Origin of the sequence: Asaia astilbis JCM 15831 (assembly GCF_000613845.1) — a bacterium.
In the GTDB taxonomy this organism is placed as follows: domain Bacteria; phylum Pseudomonadota; class Alphaproteobacteria; order Acetobacterales; family Acetobacteraceae; genus Asaia; species Asaia astilbis.
Genome location: NZ_BAJT01000012.1, coordinates 21,112 through 36,394, shown reverse-complemented (window position 1 = coordinate 36,394; position 15,283 = coordinate 21,112). Strand labels below are relative to the sequence as shown.

The window sequence follows — 15,283 nt, the reverse complement described above, 5'->3', positions numbered from 1 at the left end:
GACCCTCATCGGCGGGGCAATTGCCTTCTTGGCCGTCCTGCTTGCCGATCAGGCAAGCAAATGGTGGGTGCTGGAGGTGTTCAAGCTTCCCCTTAAAGAGCGTAGACGTCATGCCGGGGCTCAGCTTCACCATGGTCTGGAACCATGCCGTGACGTTTGGCATGCTGGGCGGTGTTGGGGCTTACGGACCGCTTCTTTTCTGCACCCTTGCTCTGGCGGCCGTGCTCGCTCTGCTCTGGCAGACCTTGCGCACCACGCGTCTCGTCGTGGCCATCGCGTCTGCTGCGATTGCAGGCGGCGCGGTTGGCAACGTCATTGACCGTATCCGTTTTGGTGCGGTTGTCGATTTCATCCACGCGCATGCTTTCGGCTGGAGCTGGTATGTGTTCAATATCGCCGACTCCGCAATCGTATGCGGTGTGATTGCCTGGGCAATCGATTCGATCTGGTCGGATCGGCGCAAGGCAACCGCACCGCGCGAGCATTGATCTCTTGTCGATGCCGAAACGCTCAATTAGGATTGAGACCGATATGGCCCAGCTTTCCTTCTCGTCCGTCCTTCGCGTCCTGCCGGTACTCGGCCTGACAACGCTCCTCCCGGCATGTTCCGGCTCTGACGTTTCGCGGGCTTTCGGCCTCGAGCGTTCAATGCCCGACGAATATACGGTCACGACACGTGCACCGCTCTCCATGCCGCCCTCAGAGCAGCTCAGCCTGCCGGGTCAGGGTGAGCACACGGCGGATGAGAACCCGCGGACGCAAGCGCTCGAAACGCTCTCGCCAAATGCCGCGCTGCATTCAACAGCGGGAAGCAATAGTGCGGGTCAGCAGGCTCTGGTCGGTCAGATCGATCAGGCTTCCAAGGCGCCCAATAATGCTGAACTGGGCGCAGCTGGCGCCGGTCTGACGGATGAGCTGATGTTCTGGCGTGGTGGAAATTCCGGCAGCGTTGTCGACACGGAAGCGGAAAACCGTCGTATCCAGCGTGCTTCCGCACTCGGACAGAAGCCCTCCACCGGTGCAACCCCGACAAAGAAATCGAAGAGCTCGTTTCTCGGCGTCTTCTGATGCCGCATCATGACTTCTCCTGAGCGCACTCTTCTTCGCCCCAGGCTGCGTCGCCTTTCCAATCACGTCATCGACCTGATTGCGGCAGGTGAGGTTGTCGAGCGGCCTGCCGCCGCTCTCAAGGAACTCGTCGAGAATGCGCTCGATGCCGGGGCAACCCGGCTGGAGGTCGCTCTCGCCAATGGGGGCTGCGACCGGATCGAGGTCGTGGATAATGGCTGTGGCATGTCCCCCGATGACCTTGCCATGCAGTCGAGCGTCACTGCACCTCCAAGCTGAGTGATGAGAGCCTGACCCATATCGTCACGTTGGGATTTCGTGGAGAGGCTCTGCCCTCGATCGGTGCCACAGCGCGGCTGAGCATGACCTCGCGTCAGCACGATTCCGATACAGCTTGGATGCTGCGTCTCGATGGCGGGGTGCTGACTCCGCCCGCGCCGGCTCCCGGCGCTCCGGGAACGCGCGTGGTCGTCGAAGATCTGTTTTTCGCCACACCGGCACGACGCAAATTCATGAAATCCGCCCGTGTTGAAGGCGGTCATGCCGAATCGGTCATGAGGCGGCTGGCGTTAGCCGCCCCCCAATGCGCCATACGCTTTGCGCTCGACGAGCGGGTGGTTTTCGATTTCCCCGCACAGAGTCTCGTTGAACGCGTACAGGCCGTTCTTGGCGAGACGGACTCCCTGATCGCGCTCGACGAAGAGCGCAACGGTCTGCACCTGACCGGCTTCATTTGCGGGCCAGCGGCTACCCGCGCAACGGCTGCTGCGCAGTTTCTGGTCGTCAATCATCGTCCCGTCGCCGACCCGCTGATGAAAACCGCGATCCGCGTCGCCTATCGTCCGGTCATCGAGCCGGGACGTCATCCGGTTCTCGCGCTTCATCTTCAGCTGCCGCATGACCGCGTTGACGTGAACGTTCACCCTGCCAAAACCGAGCTGCGCTTTGCCGACGAGGCCGATGTCAGAGGATTGATGATCGGGGCCATGCAAAGGGCGCTTGGCCACGGGGCCGGTGAGGGAGGAACGCGCATGCGCTTCTCGGTCCCTGCGCGTCAGAGCATCCAGTATCCTGCACCCGAGCCGGCTCGGCCGGACTCAGGCTTCCTCTCGGCTTATAGCTCCCTGGCTGGAATTGGCGCGGCTTCCCCCCAGACACAGGTAAGGGCTCCTTCCGGTTTCAGTGACGGGCTCGGTCCGTTCGAGCCTGTCTCACGTCCTGTGATCCAGCCCGATGAAGGGCAGAGAGCGGCCTTCCCGCTCGGTGCGCCGGTCGCGCAGATCTTCGATACCTATATTCTGGCGGTTGGGCAGGATGGCGATCTGATACTGGTCGATCAGCACGCCGCTCATGAACGTCTGACCCATGAGAAGCTCCTTGCGCATTACGCGTCAGGGACGCTGAAAGCTCAGCGTCTTCTACTGCCTGAAGTGGTCGATCTTCCACCCGGACAGGCAGAGCGCCTGCTGGAATGGAAGAGCGCGCTGGAGGCCCTCGGGCTCGAGATCGACTCCTTTGGAGGAGGCAGCGTGTTGCTGCGGACCATGCCGGTTCTTCTTCAGGGCGGTGATGGTGTGGCGCTGTTACGTGATCTGTCTGAGGAGCTTGCCGCCGATCTCGATCTTGTGCCGGGTGACAGTGCCGCGTTCGAAAGGCGCGTCGATGCCGTGATTGCCCGAATGGCGTGTCATGGCAGCATCCGGGCGGGCAGGCGTCTGCAACAGGAGGAGATGGCGGCCCTCTTGCGCCAGATGGAACAGACGCCCCGCGCAGGGACATGCTCTCATGGGCGCCCCACCTGGCTGCGTCTTGGGCGCGACGAGCTCGAAAAGCTCTTTGGGCGTATCAGATAGAGATCGGCTCAGGTCGGCGGCACGATTGTGCCGTCCGGGGGTGATTTGCGACTGGTCAACACATTGCCTGCCGAAGCTCCAGCAATGCACAACACGCCAAGCCAACGCGCAACGGAAAGAGACTCTCCAAGCAGGAGAAGCCCTGAAATCGATCCGAGTACGGGCTCGAGACTGAGCAGAATGCCAAGATCGCGCGGGCCAAGCTTACGCATGGCCATCATGTCGAGGATATAGGGTACGGCTGAGGAGAGGATGGCGACCCCGGCTGCCTGCACACCCTGATGAGGATGCGTTATTGCCGGCATGGCGACAGGGAGGAGCCAAGGGAGCAACAGGATGCCCGCCGTCGTCATGCCAAGCGTCGTGGCTTCTGCCGCAGGCAGGACACGACCGATCCGGGTGCCGGTCAGGATGTAAACAACCCAGCCAACAGCACTGATCAGGGCAGCGCTGACACCGATCGGATCGAGATGACCCTGAATATGATCCGGGTGCAGAAGCAGATAGAGCCCGGAAAGGACCATGCCCGCCCAGAGCAGATCGAGCAGGCGGCGTGACCCGACCAGCGCCAGAGAAAGCGGCCCCATGAATTCGAAGGCCACGACCAGACCCAGCGGCAAGCGTACCAGCGCGATGTAGAACGCGAAATTCATCACTGCCATGGACGCGCCATAGGGCAGAAGCAGGCGCATATCCCCGGACGCAATACGGAGCGTCGAGGCCGGACAACAGCCAGCAGAATGATGGCGGCAATGCCGACGCGTAGGCCGACCGTGCCTTCCGCCCCAAAGAGGGGGAAAAGCCCTTTGGCGATCGCTGCGCCAATCTGGAAGGAGGAAATTCCCCCGATCAGAAGGGCCAGACCACCGAGTTTGTCGAGTCGTGTCGATGTCGGATGATCGAGCGAAGCCATCAGACGTCGAGCAATTCGGCCGAGCGTGCGTGTTCCTGAATGAAGCGGAAGCGCAGCTCGGGTTTACGCCCCATCAGACTTTCAACCCGGTCGCTCGTCAGGGCCCTGTCTTCTGGTGGGACGACAACACGCAACAGCGTACGCTTGGCCGGATCCATCGTGGTTTGCTTGAGGTCTTTCACCGGCATTTCACCGAGACCCTTGAATCGGGAGATCTCGACCTTCGACCCTTGCTTGAAGTCGCGTTTGAGACGACGCACCCGGTCGTCATCATTCATGGCATAGACTGTCTTGGCGCCGTGGTCAGTCGATAGAGCGGCGGCTGCGCGAGGTAGAGATGTCCCTTGCGCACCAGCTCAGGCATTTCACGGTAGAAGAATGTCATGAGCAGCGAGGCGATATGCGCGCCATCCACGTCAGCATCGGTCATGATGATGACGCGTCCATAGCGCAGACGGGTCAGGTCGAAGCCAGATCCTGAACCGCACCCCAGAGCCTCGACCAGATCACGCAGTTCCTGATTGGCCTTCAGCTTGTCCGCAGTCGCCGATGCCACGTTGAGGATCTTGCCCCGCAGAGGAAGTACGGCCTGCGTCTCGCGATCGCGTGCCTGACGTGCGGAGCCACCGGCCGAGTCTCCTTCGACGAGGAAAAGCTCGGTATCCGCAGCGTTCTCGCGTGTGCAGTCGGTCAGCTTGCCCGGCAGGCGCAGACGGCGCGTGGCGCTCTTGCGGGGCGTATCCTTGCTCTCTCTGCGGCGCAGGCGTTCCTCGGCGCGTTCAATGATGAAAGCGAGAAGATTATCTGCCTGACCCGGATTATTACCCAGCCAATGGTCCAGACGGTCTCGCAACGCGCCTTCCACGAGACGGCTCGCCTCCTGGGTCGTCAGCTTTTCCTTGGTCTGCCCCTGAAAATGCGGGTCGCGAATGAACACGGACAGTTTGGCTGCCAACGCGCCTAGAATGTCTTCTGCCGTGACGGCGGCGGCGCGTTTGGTGTTGCGGCTCTCCCCCCAGGCACGGAAACCCTTGACCAGAGCTGCACGGAACCCGGCTTCATGCGTGCCACCTTGAGGTGTCGGGATGGTGTTGCAGTAGGATGTCATGCTCGACATGCCCTGCTCCAGAAACGCCACGGCCCATTCCAGCTTGCCGCCAGTGCGACCGTCGGCGGCCATCGGTAGTTCGGCTTCTCCTGCCCAGAGAGGCGAGAGAAGGGCAGGGCTGGCGCCAAGTTCGGCGTTCAGGCTGTCCGCAAGACCATTCGGGAAATGGATCGTTGCTTCGGTCGGGATATCGTCGCCGCTTTTGACCAGTGCCGGATCGACGCTCCAGCGGATGGTGACGCCGCGAAACAGGGCGGCTTTGGAGCAGCAGAGGCGGTAGAGGCGCTGGGGAGAGAACCCCAACGTACCGAAGATTTCAGTGTCTGGCGAGAATCGAATCGTGGTTCCGCGTCGATTGGGCGCATTGCCCACCTGCTGCAGCGGCGTGATCGGTTTGCCGCGCGCGTAATCCTGACGCCAGAGAAGCTTTTCGCGTGCGACTTCGACTTCGAGCTTCGAGGAGAGGGCGTTGACGACCGATGAGCCGACACCATGCAATCCACCAGAGGTGTCATAGGCCTTGCCTGAGAATTTTCCCCCGGCATGCAGCGTGGTAAAAATGACCTCGAGCGCCGAACGATCTTTGAATTTGGGATGGGCATCGACCGGAATGCCGCGTCCGTTATCGCGGACCATAAGCAATTGTGCGCCTTCGAGCGCCACGTCGATGACGCTGGCATGCCCGGCAACGGCTTCGTCCATGGCGTTGTCGAGAATTTCGGAGGCAAGGTGATGATAGGCGGTGTCGTCTGTCCCGCCGATATACATGCCAGGACGCCGTCTTACGGGTTCGAGCCCTTCGAGGACTTCGATCTGATCCGCGCCGTAATTTTCCGGCACCGGGGCCTGCGTCGCCTTGCGGGGGCGACGTGCGGGCTTTTCATCGCTCTTGAAGAGGTCGTCGTTCATATTGCGTTCTTGACGGCCTCGCAGGGGCGCCGTCAAGCGCCCCGTGCAGGGATGGAGCAGTTTTTAGCTGTGTGACTTGCGATGCGTGCGACGTGTGCTCTTTGCGCGGCTATGCGTCACGGCTGCCGGGGCAGAGCATGTCTCGAAGGAAGCCGGCTGGACCACGTCCTTCGCGTCGGCGTAATGGGCCAGATCCGCACCGTCATCGAGGGCATCGACCTCGTCGAACATGGCGACACGCTGCTGGCAGAAAATCGTACCGGCCTTCAGTCCACCTTCGGACTGCACATTGGCCAGCTGGGTGATGTAGTCGTCATGCGCCTTCATGGCGTTACGACCATAGGCCGATTTGAAATAGGTATTCAGACGCTCTTCTTCAGCGGCCAGCTTTGGACGAAACTTGGTAACAAAAGAATTATAGCGATCTTGTGCACTACAGGAGAGTGCTGTGACCATCAGTTCGCTTTTCAGCCCCTGCACGTTGAAGGCCTCATGCGCGGGAGACTCGCTGCATCCTGCTGCGTAGGCGGCACCTGAGACAAGAAAGCTGCTCGCAAGCAGGGTGCAGGCGGTGAGACGCGCGAACGGACGCAGGAGCGTTGCCGGGCTGAAAGCGACATCAGGGAACTCCACAAGGGCAGGTGACAGACAGGTTGCGCGCGTCGCACCGAGGGAGCGCGAGCAGGGCAGTGAAATGCGACAGGATTATGTCGCAGCAATTGCGGCGAGAAAATGCCCGGACGCAAGGGAGAGAGCCATTTTCTCAAAAAAAAAGTCGTGGGGGCTTTTCTTTCGTTTCCATCGTGGCTTCCCCCTTCCTGTGCGGCCTTGCTTGCGCTAGGGCCATTGACGAACTTGTCTTCAGAGGCGTTCATCATGCCAGAAGACATCTTGTGTCGGGCCTGCTGATGCGAAGAAGGCAGTATCGATTTGCGATGACATGTGTTCAGTGGAGTTGATGGTGCGACTGCGTGGTTCTGCAATTACTCTCGTTTCGGCCCTGACTTTGGCGGCCTGTGCGCAAACGCCCATTGTGCAGCGCGTCGTGCCTCCCAATCCTTTCGGCTATCAGAAAGTCTCTGCTGTCTGTAAGACGACGCCGGTCAAGACGGCGCCCGATGGCAGCATGAGCGTAGATATGACGGTGCGAAGCGATGATGGACTTTGTGCCCTGTCGGTCCAGAAGCCGGGCAATACCAATTATCGCTCTTTCGGCGTCTCGCCTGCTCCCGAGCATGGCAAGGCCTTCATGTATAATTTCGACGATCACACCTACATCACCTACACGCCCAGCACCGCCTATGCTGGCAAGGACAGCTTCACGGCGATCCTGATCCCGGGTGGGACCGAAAAGCGCGGCAAGCTGACCGTCAACGCCGTTGTCGATGCAACCGGTGTCACTGTTGCTGCACCGCCGGCACCAGCCGTTGTGGCCCCTGCTGCCAAGAAGCCTGTGGCTAAGCACAGCACGGCCCGTCGCAAAACAGCCAAGAAGTAAGTCCGGTCCTGCTGCTTCTCCCGATTGACGAGAAGCAGCATCGTTCGGCGATCGTCTAGATCGAAAACGAGATCGGTTCGTGAACCGGGCGACGCAGCCCGGCAGCTTCAGCTCGACGAACCATTTCCTCAAGAGTGAGCGCCGCCATTTCGCCGCGGACCGTCTCATCGAGAACCTGCCAGCAGGGTTCGATCACATTGCGATAAAGCGCCCCCTGGGCCGTCTCTTCCGCTCCCACATCTTCCGAAACGACGACACGCACGATCTCGTCGAGACCGATGTCGCGCTGGGGGCGCCCCAGACGATACCCACCGCGCGGGCCGCGCACGCTTTCAAGCAGGCTCGACCGTGAGAGAGCCTGTAGCAGCGGCTCGATTCCACGACGGGCCAGACCTGCGCGCTCGGCGATGTCCCCGCCGCTGACGAGGCTGGACCGGCCAGCATGGAAGGCCACATCAACCATGATAATCACGGCAATCATCGCCCTATCCCTGCGGAGATACATGCAAATTTTTCCTCAATGACAAATTACGCGTTATGTAGCAGTTATTGTCGAGAAAACACAGTCTTGCATCGCGGGACTATCCGCCTTGCTGTATCGAACGAAGGAATTGCTCATGACGACCCGATTGGTGCCGCCGCAGGAAGGGGATTTCACATCCCGTTACGCCGCTCCGAGAGGGCGGGTCTTTGAGTCCATTCTCGAGACCGTCGGGGGCACGCCTCTCGTTGCCGTGCCTCGTCTGACAGAAGCAGACGACCTCAAGGCGCGTCTCCTGCTTAAACTGGAATTCTTCAATCCTCTGGGCTCAGTCAAGGACCGCATCGGCCTGGCCCTTATCCAGCAGGCTGAAGCGCGCGGCGAGATCACACCGGGCCGGACGGTCCTGGTCGAGCCTACCTCAGGCAACACAGGAATTTCTCTGGCCTTTGCCTCCGCAGCTCTGGGGTATCGTCTGATCGTCACAATGCCGGAGAGCGCGTCGATCGAACGTCGCAAGATGCTTCGCCTCATGGATGCCCAGCTTGAACTGACTCCAGCTGCACGGGGTATGGCTGGAGCCATCCTGCGTGCGGAAGAGCTTGTTGCGTCCCTGCCGGATGCCTGGATGCCAAGCCAGTTCGACAATCCGGCCAATCCTGAAATCCATGCGCTCACGACAGCCGAGGAGATCTGGAGGATACGCAAGGGGGCGTGGATGTTGTCGTTGCCGGTGTCGGTACCGGGGGAACGCTGACCGGGATCGCTCGGAAGCTCAAGCCGAGGAAATCGTCCCTGCAATGCTGGGGTGTCGAGCCTGCAGAGAGTGCCGTGCTGAACGGCGACGATCCGGGTCCTCACGGCATTCAGGGCATCGGCCCCGGATTTTGTCCCAATACCCTGGATTCGTCGATCCTCGACGGGGTTCTCGCCGTTTCAGAGCGGGACGCCATGGCGGCGGCGCGTCGCTGTGCGCGCATCGAGGGCATACCGATCGGGATTTCCTCGGGGGCTGCGCTTCATGCAGCTCTGGCTCTGGCGCAGCGCGACGAGAATGCGGGCAAGACCATCGTGTCGATCGTCCCGTCATTTGCCGAGCGCTATCTTTCCACGTCGCTCTTTAACGGGCTGGTCTGAGACAGCGGCGAACCGGACATAAAAAAGAGGGCATTAGCCTCTTTTTTGTCAGGAAGGAAGATGCCCTTTCTGTCGGGTTTTAGTGGAGAACGATCTCGACGCGGCGGTTCTGGGGCTCGCGGGTGTTGGCGCCCGTCTGAACCAGCGGATTGCTCTCACCAAAGCCCTTGGTCACGATCAGACCGCCCGGCACGCCATCGCGAATCAGCTCTGCGCGGACCGCATCGGCACGGCGCAGGGACAGCTTCATGTTGTAGCTGGCACCACGTGCTCCGGGATGAGCGGCGCTGTTATCCGTGTAGCCATTGACTTCGATGCGCGTGAGCTGCGTGTGGGTCGAGTTCTGAGCCGCTGTCCCAACGATCGAACGGGCGCGCTCTGTCAGATCAGCACGATCCCAATCGAAGAACACCAGATAGCTGCGTGCCGGGGCCGGGGCCGGTGCTGTGACGACAGGAACAACAGGAGGCGGCGGCGGTGCCGGATTGAACTCGTAGCGCAGACCGAGCAGCAGCGAATGATTGAAATCATTGCGCGTGACGCGGTTGCCTTCCATCGCTCCGGCCGGGCGGGGCGCATCGTACCCGCCGATGCTGCCATAGCCACGCGCATAATGACCGTTAGGGCCGAGCAGCGAATAGAAGCGATATTCGGTGGTGAAAGAGAGGCCGACCGCGAAAGGTACCGGAAAGGACAGGCCGAAAATGCTTGATAGGCGAAGTTTCCGGTGGTGCCGCCGATGGTCTGGTTCAGATAGTTATTAGGCGCGCGCACCGAAGCTTCATAGCCTGCCAGCCATAGCCAACACCTGCGCCGAAATACGGATAGACCCAGTTAGCGCCGATATCCATGTCGAACAGGGCGTTGACCATCGCACCGTATTGCTGCTGACGGCCGCCAGCAGCAGATGGGAAATAGCTCGATTTGAACTGCTGCAGGCGATTGTTCCGATAATTGCCTTCGACTTCCACACGGAAACCGTTGCCGAGACCCCAGCCGACCGAGCCCAATCCGGTGACGCCTGCGTCATAATGATCGCGGCCGCTCGGAAGGACAGGGGACAGGCGAACCGTCTGATCCTGATTGAAGCTCGCGCCGCCTGAGCCTGCCACATAAAGGCCTTTGACGACCTGTGCTTGAGCCGGTGCCGCGGCAAGGTAAAGACCGCCCAGTGCGGTAAGGCTCAGAATGCTCCTGCGGAAAAGTCGGGAGAGCGATCCGACCGCCTGCGGGACATCGGACAACGGGCGGTAAACGGTTTCACCGCTCGGTCGGTGTTCCAGCGTCATATCGTCTTCTCCATCCTTTTCACGCGGCAGACTGAGAGGAGGCTTGCAAAGCAGCCGTCCGCAGCGATCTGAATGCCGTCTTTTCGCTGAACTGTCATCCCTGTGCAACGCATGTTTCAGGCAAGGGTGCATTTGCCTTGACGCGACGTTCTGTCTTCCTCTCGTGAGTGTGGGATGGTTGCAACACTCTTCAGGATCGGTCCTGCAGCCTGGCAGCTCATTATAGCCCCATCACCCTCTCCGGTTGGGCAGGATTTTCTCGATCGGTGTCTCGATATCATCGAGTGTAAACTCGAGAATCCATAGATCCGGATCATAGCGTTTTTGTCGGTCGAGATAGGTTTCCAGCGCGTCCGACGATTCCATCAGGATGCGGTCCCACCCTTCGCCCAAGGCTGATTCGCGCAGGATGGCCTGCCTGTCATTTCTGTCTGCGAGGACGATCACGACGGCCCCGGCATCGTCATCCCCGCGTTTGAGCATCATGGCCGAGCCACCCTGCGTCTCGACGAGCCTCATCAGACCACGTGCCCAGAAACCGGATTTGAGGCGGTTTTCGGTCATGGTTTGGCGTCGTCCATATCGTCGGGCATGGCTGAAAGTGCCGCCTTGTAGCTGTCGGGGCGCTGTAACAGCAGCGATGCTGTATCGAGATCGGCATCGGTCCCGAGGGCCGCTGGACAATGACGTCGGATGTCGAGAATGCGGGATACCGAGACAGGAAAGCGCAGGGCACGGCTCGCCGTGACACTCTCGGCATCCAGAAGCTTGCCCTGAGCCAAAGACTGTAATTGCTGGTCGAGCGCCTGAGCTCCGCGTGAGGTGCAGATCTGAGGCGTGACGCCCAGACCCTGAAGCGGCCAGCCGAGAGGAGCCAGAACGCGGCTCCAGGTGACGAAGAGCTCGCCACCATCGGGCATTTGCCCGACAGCCTGCACCAGTCCTTTGCCGAGTGTCGCGCTGCCGATGACGACGGCGCGGCGGTGATCCGCCAGGGCTGCCGCCATGATCTCGGCGGCGCTTGCCGTGCGTCCGTCGACAAGGGCGATCACGGGCAATCCATGGGTCATATCGCCGCCCTGCACAGCCCAGATATGATTGGATTTCGGGTCGCGTCCCTTGGTGACGACGGCGATGCCCCGGTCGAGCAGCAAGGCGGTTGCGGTGACGGCCTGTTGCAACACGCCCCCACGATCGCCGCGCAGATCGAGGATCAGACCAGACAGTTTCTTGTCTTCGAGCGCCTGATCGATGTTCTGGCTGAGCTCTTCCGCCGTATCGGACGAGAAAGAGGAGATGCGGAACACGGCGACATGTTCGCGCATGCTGGCAAACACCGTCTGGGGCGGAACGACCTGACGCTCCAGATGAATCGCTGTTCCATGGTAGCCCGGGTCGGCCAGGAGAAGTTTGACCTTCGTTCCCGGAGCGCCCTTCAACCAGGACTCGACGGTTGCCGGATCCTGATTGCGGGTGGCGCGGCCATCGACTGCGAGAAGTCTCTGGCCAATATTGGCGCCTGCTGCCCAGGCCGGGCCGTTGGCGTTGAGGGCGCTGACGATCAGGGTCGAGCCGTCACGTGTTAGGGTAAGACCCACATCTGCCTGCGCGCCCGTACGGTTTGCCCGATCATCGCCTGCGGGTGTCGGGGCGACGTAGCGCGAGTAAGGGTCGAGATGATTGAAAAGCTCGTCAAAGAAGCTCTGCAACAGCGCATCGCGTCCTGCATCACGAAGGGCTGCGGAACCCTGCCACGACGCGTCCATGGTCGAGACGATGATTTTGACCCATTCGAGCGTGTCGTTCTCTGCCGGTTCGTTGACCTCGGAAACGACTTTCTGACCGATGGTCAGGCGCAGCGTTGCGGGCTTCTTGGGATCGTGAGGGGGCTCGGCAATCGTGATTGAAGGATCGATTGCTGTCAGACCATCGAGACCCCACAGGCAGTAAGTGCGGCTCGAATGGACTTCGAGCGTGCGCGGGTTCAGGAAGCGGAAAGCGCTCGACAGAACTGAACTCAGCAACCCGGTATCGAGTGATGCATTTTCTGCCGCCTGAGCCGTTCCGAGCCAGACGGACAGGCTCACGGCCAGAAGGACACGCATGCCTCCCCGAGCGAATTTCAGGGGAAGCGGGCCAGACAAGAAAGAAGCGTGTTTCAGAGCCAGTGACCTTGACCATCAGGAAGATGGCTTCCCCAACAGGCTTTCACTTTAGCGGCCTTCAGCGGGCCGCGATAGAGAGTCTGGCAGGGAGAGCGACGTTTTCGCCACAGACTGTGGCGTTAAAAACGCTTGTCAGAAGATATCATCACCATCTGTTGTCTGGGCTTCTGCAGATTTCTTTGTTGTTTTCGTCTTGGTTGTCGCCGTTTCGCTCTTCTTTCTGGGACTCTCTGCTTTTTAGCATCTGGTTTCTTTGTTGAGGCCGTTTTGGCGGTCGCTTTCTTCTTAGGGGCGGCCTTGTCGGCACTGCTGTCGCTGGGCGAGGCTTTGCTGCTGCTCTTGCGGGTCGCTTTTCCCTTGGCCTTGAGAGGTTTGCCTTTCTCGAGCAGAAGCGCGAGGGCTTCTTCGAGCGACACGTCGTCCATGGACTGGCCTTTGGCCAGATTGGCGACGACTTGCCCGTGCTGGACATAAGGCCCGAAACGACCCTTACGGATCATGACGGCTTCCCCGTCCTTGGGGTGGGCTCCGAGCGTGCGGATCGAAGCCATTTTCTTGGCAAGCGAATCGATGGCCCGGTTGAGGCCTACCGTCAGAACGTCATCATCGGCATCCAGCGTTCCGAAAATGGCGCCCATTTTGACGTAGGGCCCAAAGCGGCCAAGCCCTGCTTCGATCATATCGCCGGTCTCGGGATGCAGGCCGAGCTTGCGCGGCAGGGAAAGCAGGCCAAGCGCCTTGTCGAGCGTCAGCTTGTCGCCCTCCAGACCTTCGGGATGGTGGTGCGCTTGGGTTTGATTTTCTTGTTATCGGGATCGGCTTCGCCGCGCTGGATGTAAAGCCCGTAGGGGCCGCGACGTACCGTGACCTCCTCTCCGGTTTCCGGATCCTGCCCGAGAGACTTCATGCCCTCTTTGAGGGTTTCGCCTTCGCCGCCATCTTCGGCGACCAGTCGACGCGTGAACTGACAGGTTGGGTAGTTCGAGCAGCCGATAAAAGCGCCGAACTTGCCCAGACGCAGTCCCAGGCGCCCTGTGCCGCAAGCGGTGCATTGACGCGGATCCGCACCATCTTCGCGGCCTGGGAAAAAATGGGATCCCAGATCCTCATCGAGCGCGTCGATGACGTCGGAGATTTTCAGATCCTTCGTCTGGGCGACGGCAGCGGAGAAGTCGCGCCAGAAGGCGGCCATGATGTCGTGCCAGTCGGCACGGCCGTCAGAGATATCGTCCAGCTGTTCTTCGAGGGTGGCTGTGAAGTCAGTATCGACATAGCGCTCGAAGAAAGAGGTCAGGAACGCGGTCACGAGACGGCCGCGGTCTTCGGGAATGAAGCGTCGCGCATCGAGTCGAACGTAATTACGGTCACGCAGCACGCCGAGGATCGAGCATAGGTCGAAGGGCGACCGATGCCGATCTCTTCCATGCGTTTGACCAGACTCGCTTCGGAAAAGCGCGGTGGCGGCTGGGTGAAATGCTGATCCGCCTCGACGTTTCTGGTGGAGACGCTCTCTCCCTCGTTCATCGCGGGCAGGACGCGGCCTTCATCGTCGTCAGTCTTCGTGTCGTCCCGACCTTCGGTATAGAGCTTGAGGAAGCCCTCAAACGCGATGATCGAGCCATTCGCACGCAAGACAGTCCGGCTGGTCGAGTCCGTCAGATCGACGACAACCTGATCGAGCTCTGCCGATTGCATCTGCGAGGCAACAGCGCGCTTCCACACCAGTTCATAGAGTCGCATCTGCTCGCCCGAAAGATGGCGGGCCATCGATTCGGGGGTTCGGCTCACATCGGTGGGGCGGATGGCTTCGTGCGCTTCCTGAGCATTCTTGGCCTTGCTCGTATAGACGCGAGGCTTTTCGGGCAGGTAGCGGGCGCCATAAGAGTCGCCGATCATGGCACGTATGGCGGTGATTGCCTCAGAGGCCATCGTCACGCCATCGGTACGCATATAGGTGATGAGGCCGACCGTTTCCCCGCCCAGATCGACCCCTTCATAGAGCTGCTGGGCTGCGCGCATGGTCGATTGGGCACTCATGCCGATCTTGCGCGAGGCTTCTTGCTGGAGCGTCGAGGTCGTGAAAGGAGCTGGCGGGTTACGCTTGGCCTTTTTGCGTTCGACCGAGCGGACGGCAAAGGCCGTCTTCGCAACGAGGTCACGCGCTGCGTGGGCCTTCTCGGCATTATCGAGGTCGAACTGATCGAGCTTGCGCCCTTCCAGATGGGTCAATCGAGCTGAGAAGGCAGCATTGCGCGGTGTCGCAAATGATCCTGTGATCGACCAGTATTCACGGCTCTTGAAAACCTCGATTTCAGCTTCACGCTCGCAGATCAGACGCAAGGCGACCGATTGCACGCGCCCTGCACTGCGGCTGCCCGGCAGTTTGCGCCACAAGACAGGCGACAGGGTAAAGCCAACCAGATAATCGAGGGCACGTCGCGCCATATAGGCATCGATCAGGGGCTGATCGAGCTCACGCGGGTTGGCCATGGCCGTTTGTACAGCCGACTTCGTGATCTCGTTGAACGTGACGCGCTGCACGTTCTTGCCGCGCAGCAGATTTTTTTCTTCCAGTGCGGCGCGCACATGCCACGAGATCGCCTCGCCTTCGCGATCCGGGTCAGTGGCGAGATAGAGCGTGCCAGCGTTTTTAACGGCCTTGGCGATGGTCGCCATCTGCTTTGCGCCGCGTTCATCGGTCTGCCAGTCCATGGCAAAATTTTCATCGGGACGCACGCTGCCGTCTTTGGGCGGCAGGTCGCGGACGTGGCCGAAGGATGCCAGAACGATGAAATTATCGCCAGATATTTGTTGATGGTCTTTGCTTTTGCCGGGCTCTCGACCACTACGACATCAGTCATC

The 15,283-nt window shown here is 60.4% G+C and carries 9 protein-coding genes and 5 pseudogenes; 5 read left to right on the top strand and 9 right to left on the bottom strand.

Translation table 11 applies throughout. The annotated features are described in order from the left end of the window. The first annotated feature begins 110 nt into the window (after positions 1 to 110). The 3 genes and pseudogenes from lspA to mutL all read left to right on the top strand — a co-directional run bounded on the left by lspA (position 111) and on the right by mutL (position 2,921). Positions 111 to 488 carry a signal peptidase II gene (lspA, locus tag JCM15831_RS18145; protein ID WP_373277635.1) on the top strand — a complete coding sequence of 126 codons (378 nt, stop codon included), beginning with the start codon at positions 111 to 113 and terminating at the stop codon, positions 486 to 488. Positions 489 to 531: 43 nt separating this feature from the next. Then, the gene (locus JCM15831_RS09930) at positions 532 to 1,068 is read left to right on the top strand and encodes a DUF3035 domain-containing protein (RefSeq protein WP_025824148.1); all 537 of its coding nucleotides are present in this window, start codon (positions 532 to 534) and stop codon (positions 1,066 to 1,068) included. A 9-nt stretch (positions 1,069 to 1,077) separates the two neighbouring features. Continuing rightward, a pseudogene (mutL, locus tag JCM15831_RS18140) lies at positions 1,078 to 2,921 on the top strand (DNA mismatch repair endonuclease MutL). Between the two features lie 8 nt (positions 2,922 to 2,929). Here the strand turns inward: mutL and JCM15831_RS18135 are convergent. From JCM15831_RS18135 to JCM15831_RS18125, 4 genes and pseudogenes are all read right to left on the bottom strand, one after another. Continuing rightward, positions 2,930 to 3,613 carry an EamA family transporter gene (locus JCM15831_RS18135; protein ID WP_232228117.1) on the bottom strand — a complete coding sequence of 228 codons (684 nt, stop codon included), beginning with the start codon at positions 3,611 to 3,613 and terminating at the stop codon, positions 2,930 to 2,932. Next, positions 3,574 to 3,834 (bottom strand): hypothetical protein, encoded by a 261-nt coding sequence (locus JCM15831_RS22740; protein ID WP_232228116.1) that lies wholly within the window; start codon positions 3,832 to 3,834, stop codon positions 3,574 to 3,576. The genes JCM15831_RS18135 and JCM15831_RS22740 overlap by 40 nt, the downstream gene beginning before the upstream one ends. Next, positions 3,834 to 5,851 (bottom strand): annotated as a pseudogene (gene parE, locus JCM15831_RS18130) (DNA topoisomerase IV subunit B). Before parE ends, JCM15831_RS22740 begins: the two are co-directional and overlap by 1 nt. 63 nt (positions 5,852 to 5,914) lie before the next feature. After that, on the bottom strand, positions 5,915 to 6,484 hold the full coding sequence (locus JCM15831_RS18125; protein WP_373277634.1) for a hypothetical protein: 570 nt from the start codon (positions 6,482 to 6,484) through the stop codon (positions 5,915 to 5,917). A 328-nt stretch (positions 6,485 to 6,812) separates the two neighbouring features. On the opposite strand from JCM15831_RS18125, the gene JCM15831_RS09905 reads away from it, so the two are divergent. Continuing rightward, positions 6,813 to 7,349, top strand: a complete 537-nt coding sequence (locus JCM15831_RS09905; protein WP_025824147.1) for a hypothetical protein — start codon at positions 6,813 to 6,815, stop codon at positions 7,347 to 7,349. Positions 7,350 to 7,404: 55 nt separating this feature from the next. Here the strand turns inward: JCM15831_RS09905 and JCM15831_RS09900 are convergent, their stop codons facing one another. Next, the gene (locus JCM15831_RS09900; RefSeq protein WP_025824146.1) at positions 7,405 to 7,854 is read right to left on the bottom strand and encodes an RrF2 family transcriptional regulator; all 450 of its coding nucleotides are present in this window, start codon (positions 7,852 to 7,854) and stop codon (positions 7,405 to 7,407) included. 112 nt (positions 7,855 to 7,966) lie between these two features. Here JCM15831_RS09900 and cysK point away from each other — a divergent pair. Further along, positions 7,967 to 8,967: pseudogene (cysK, locus tag JCM15831_RS18120) on the top strand (cysteine synthase A). A 79-nt stretch (positions 8,968 to 9,046) separates the two neighbouring features. Here the strand turns inward: cysK and JCM15831_RS18115 are convergent. The 4 genes and pseudogenes from JCM15831_RS18115 to topA all read right to left on the bottom strand — a co-directional run bounded on the left by JCM15831_RS18115 (position 9,047) and on the right by topA (position 15,282). Continuing rightward, a pseudogene (locus JCM15831_RS18115) lies at positions 9,047 to 10,157 on the bottom strand (OmpA family protein). Positions 10,158 to 10,487: 330 nt separating this feature from the next. After that, positions 10,488 to 10,820 (bottom strand): DUF1491 family protein, encoded by a 333-nt coding sequence (locus tag JCM15831_RS09885; RefSeq protein ID WP_025824145.1) that lies wholly within the window; start codon positions 10,818 to 10,820, stop codon positions 10,488 to 10,490. Further along, positions 10,817 to 12,361: a S41 family peptidase gene (locus tag JCM15831_RS09880; protein WP_025824144.1), complete on the bottom strand. Its 1,545-nt coding sequence runs from the start codon at positions 12,359 to 12,361 to the stop codon at positions 10,817 to 10,819. The genes JCM15831_RS09885 and JCM15831_RS09880 overlap by 4 nt, the downstream gene beginning before the upstream one ends. A gap of 179 nt (positions 12,362 to 12,540) precedes the next feature. After that, positions 12,541 to 15,282: pseudogene (gene topA / locus JCM15831_RS18110) on the bottom strand (type I DNA topoisomerase). Position 15,283: the final 1 nt, after the last annotated feature.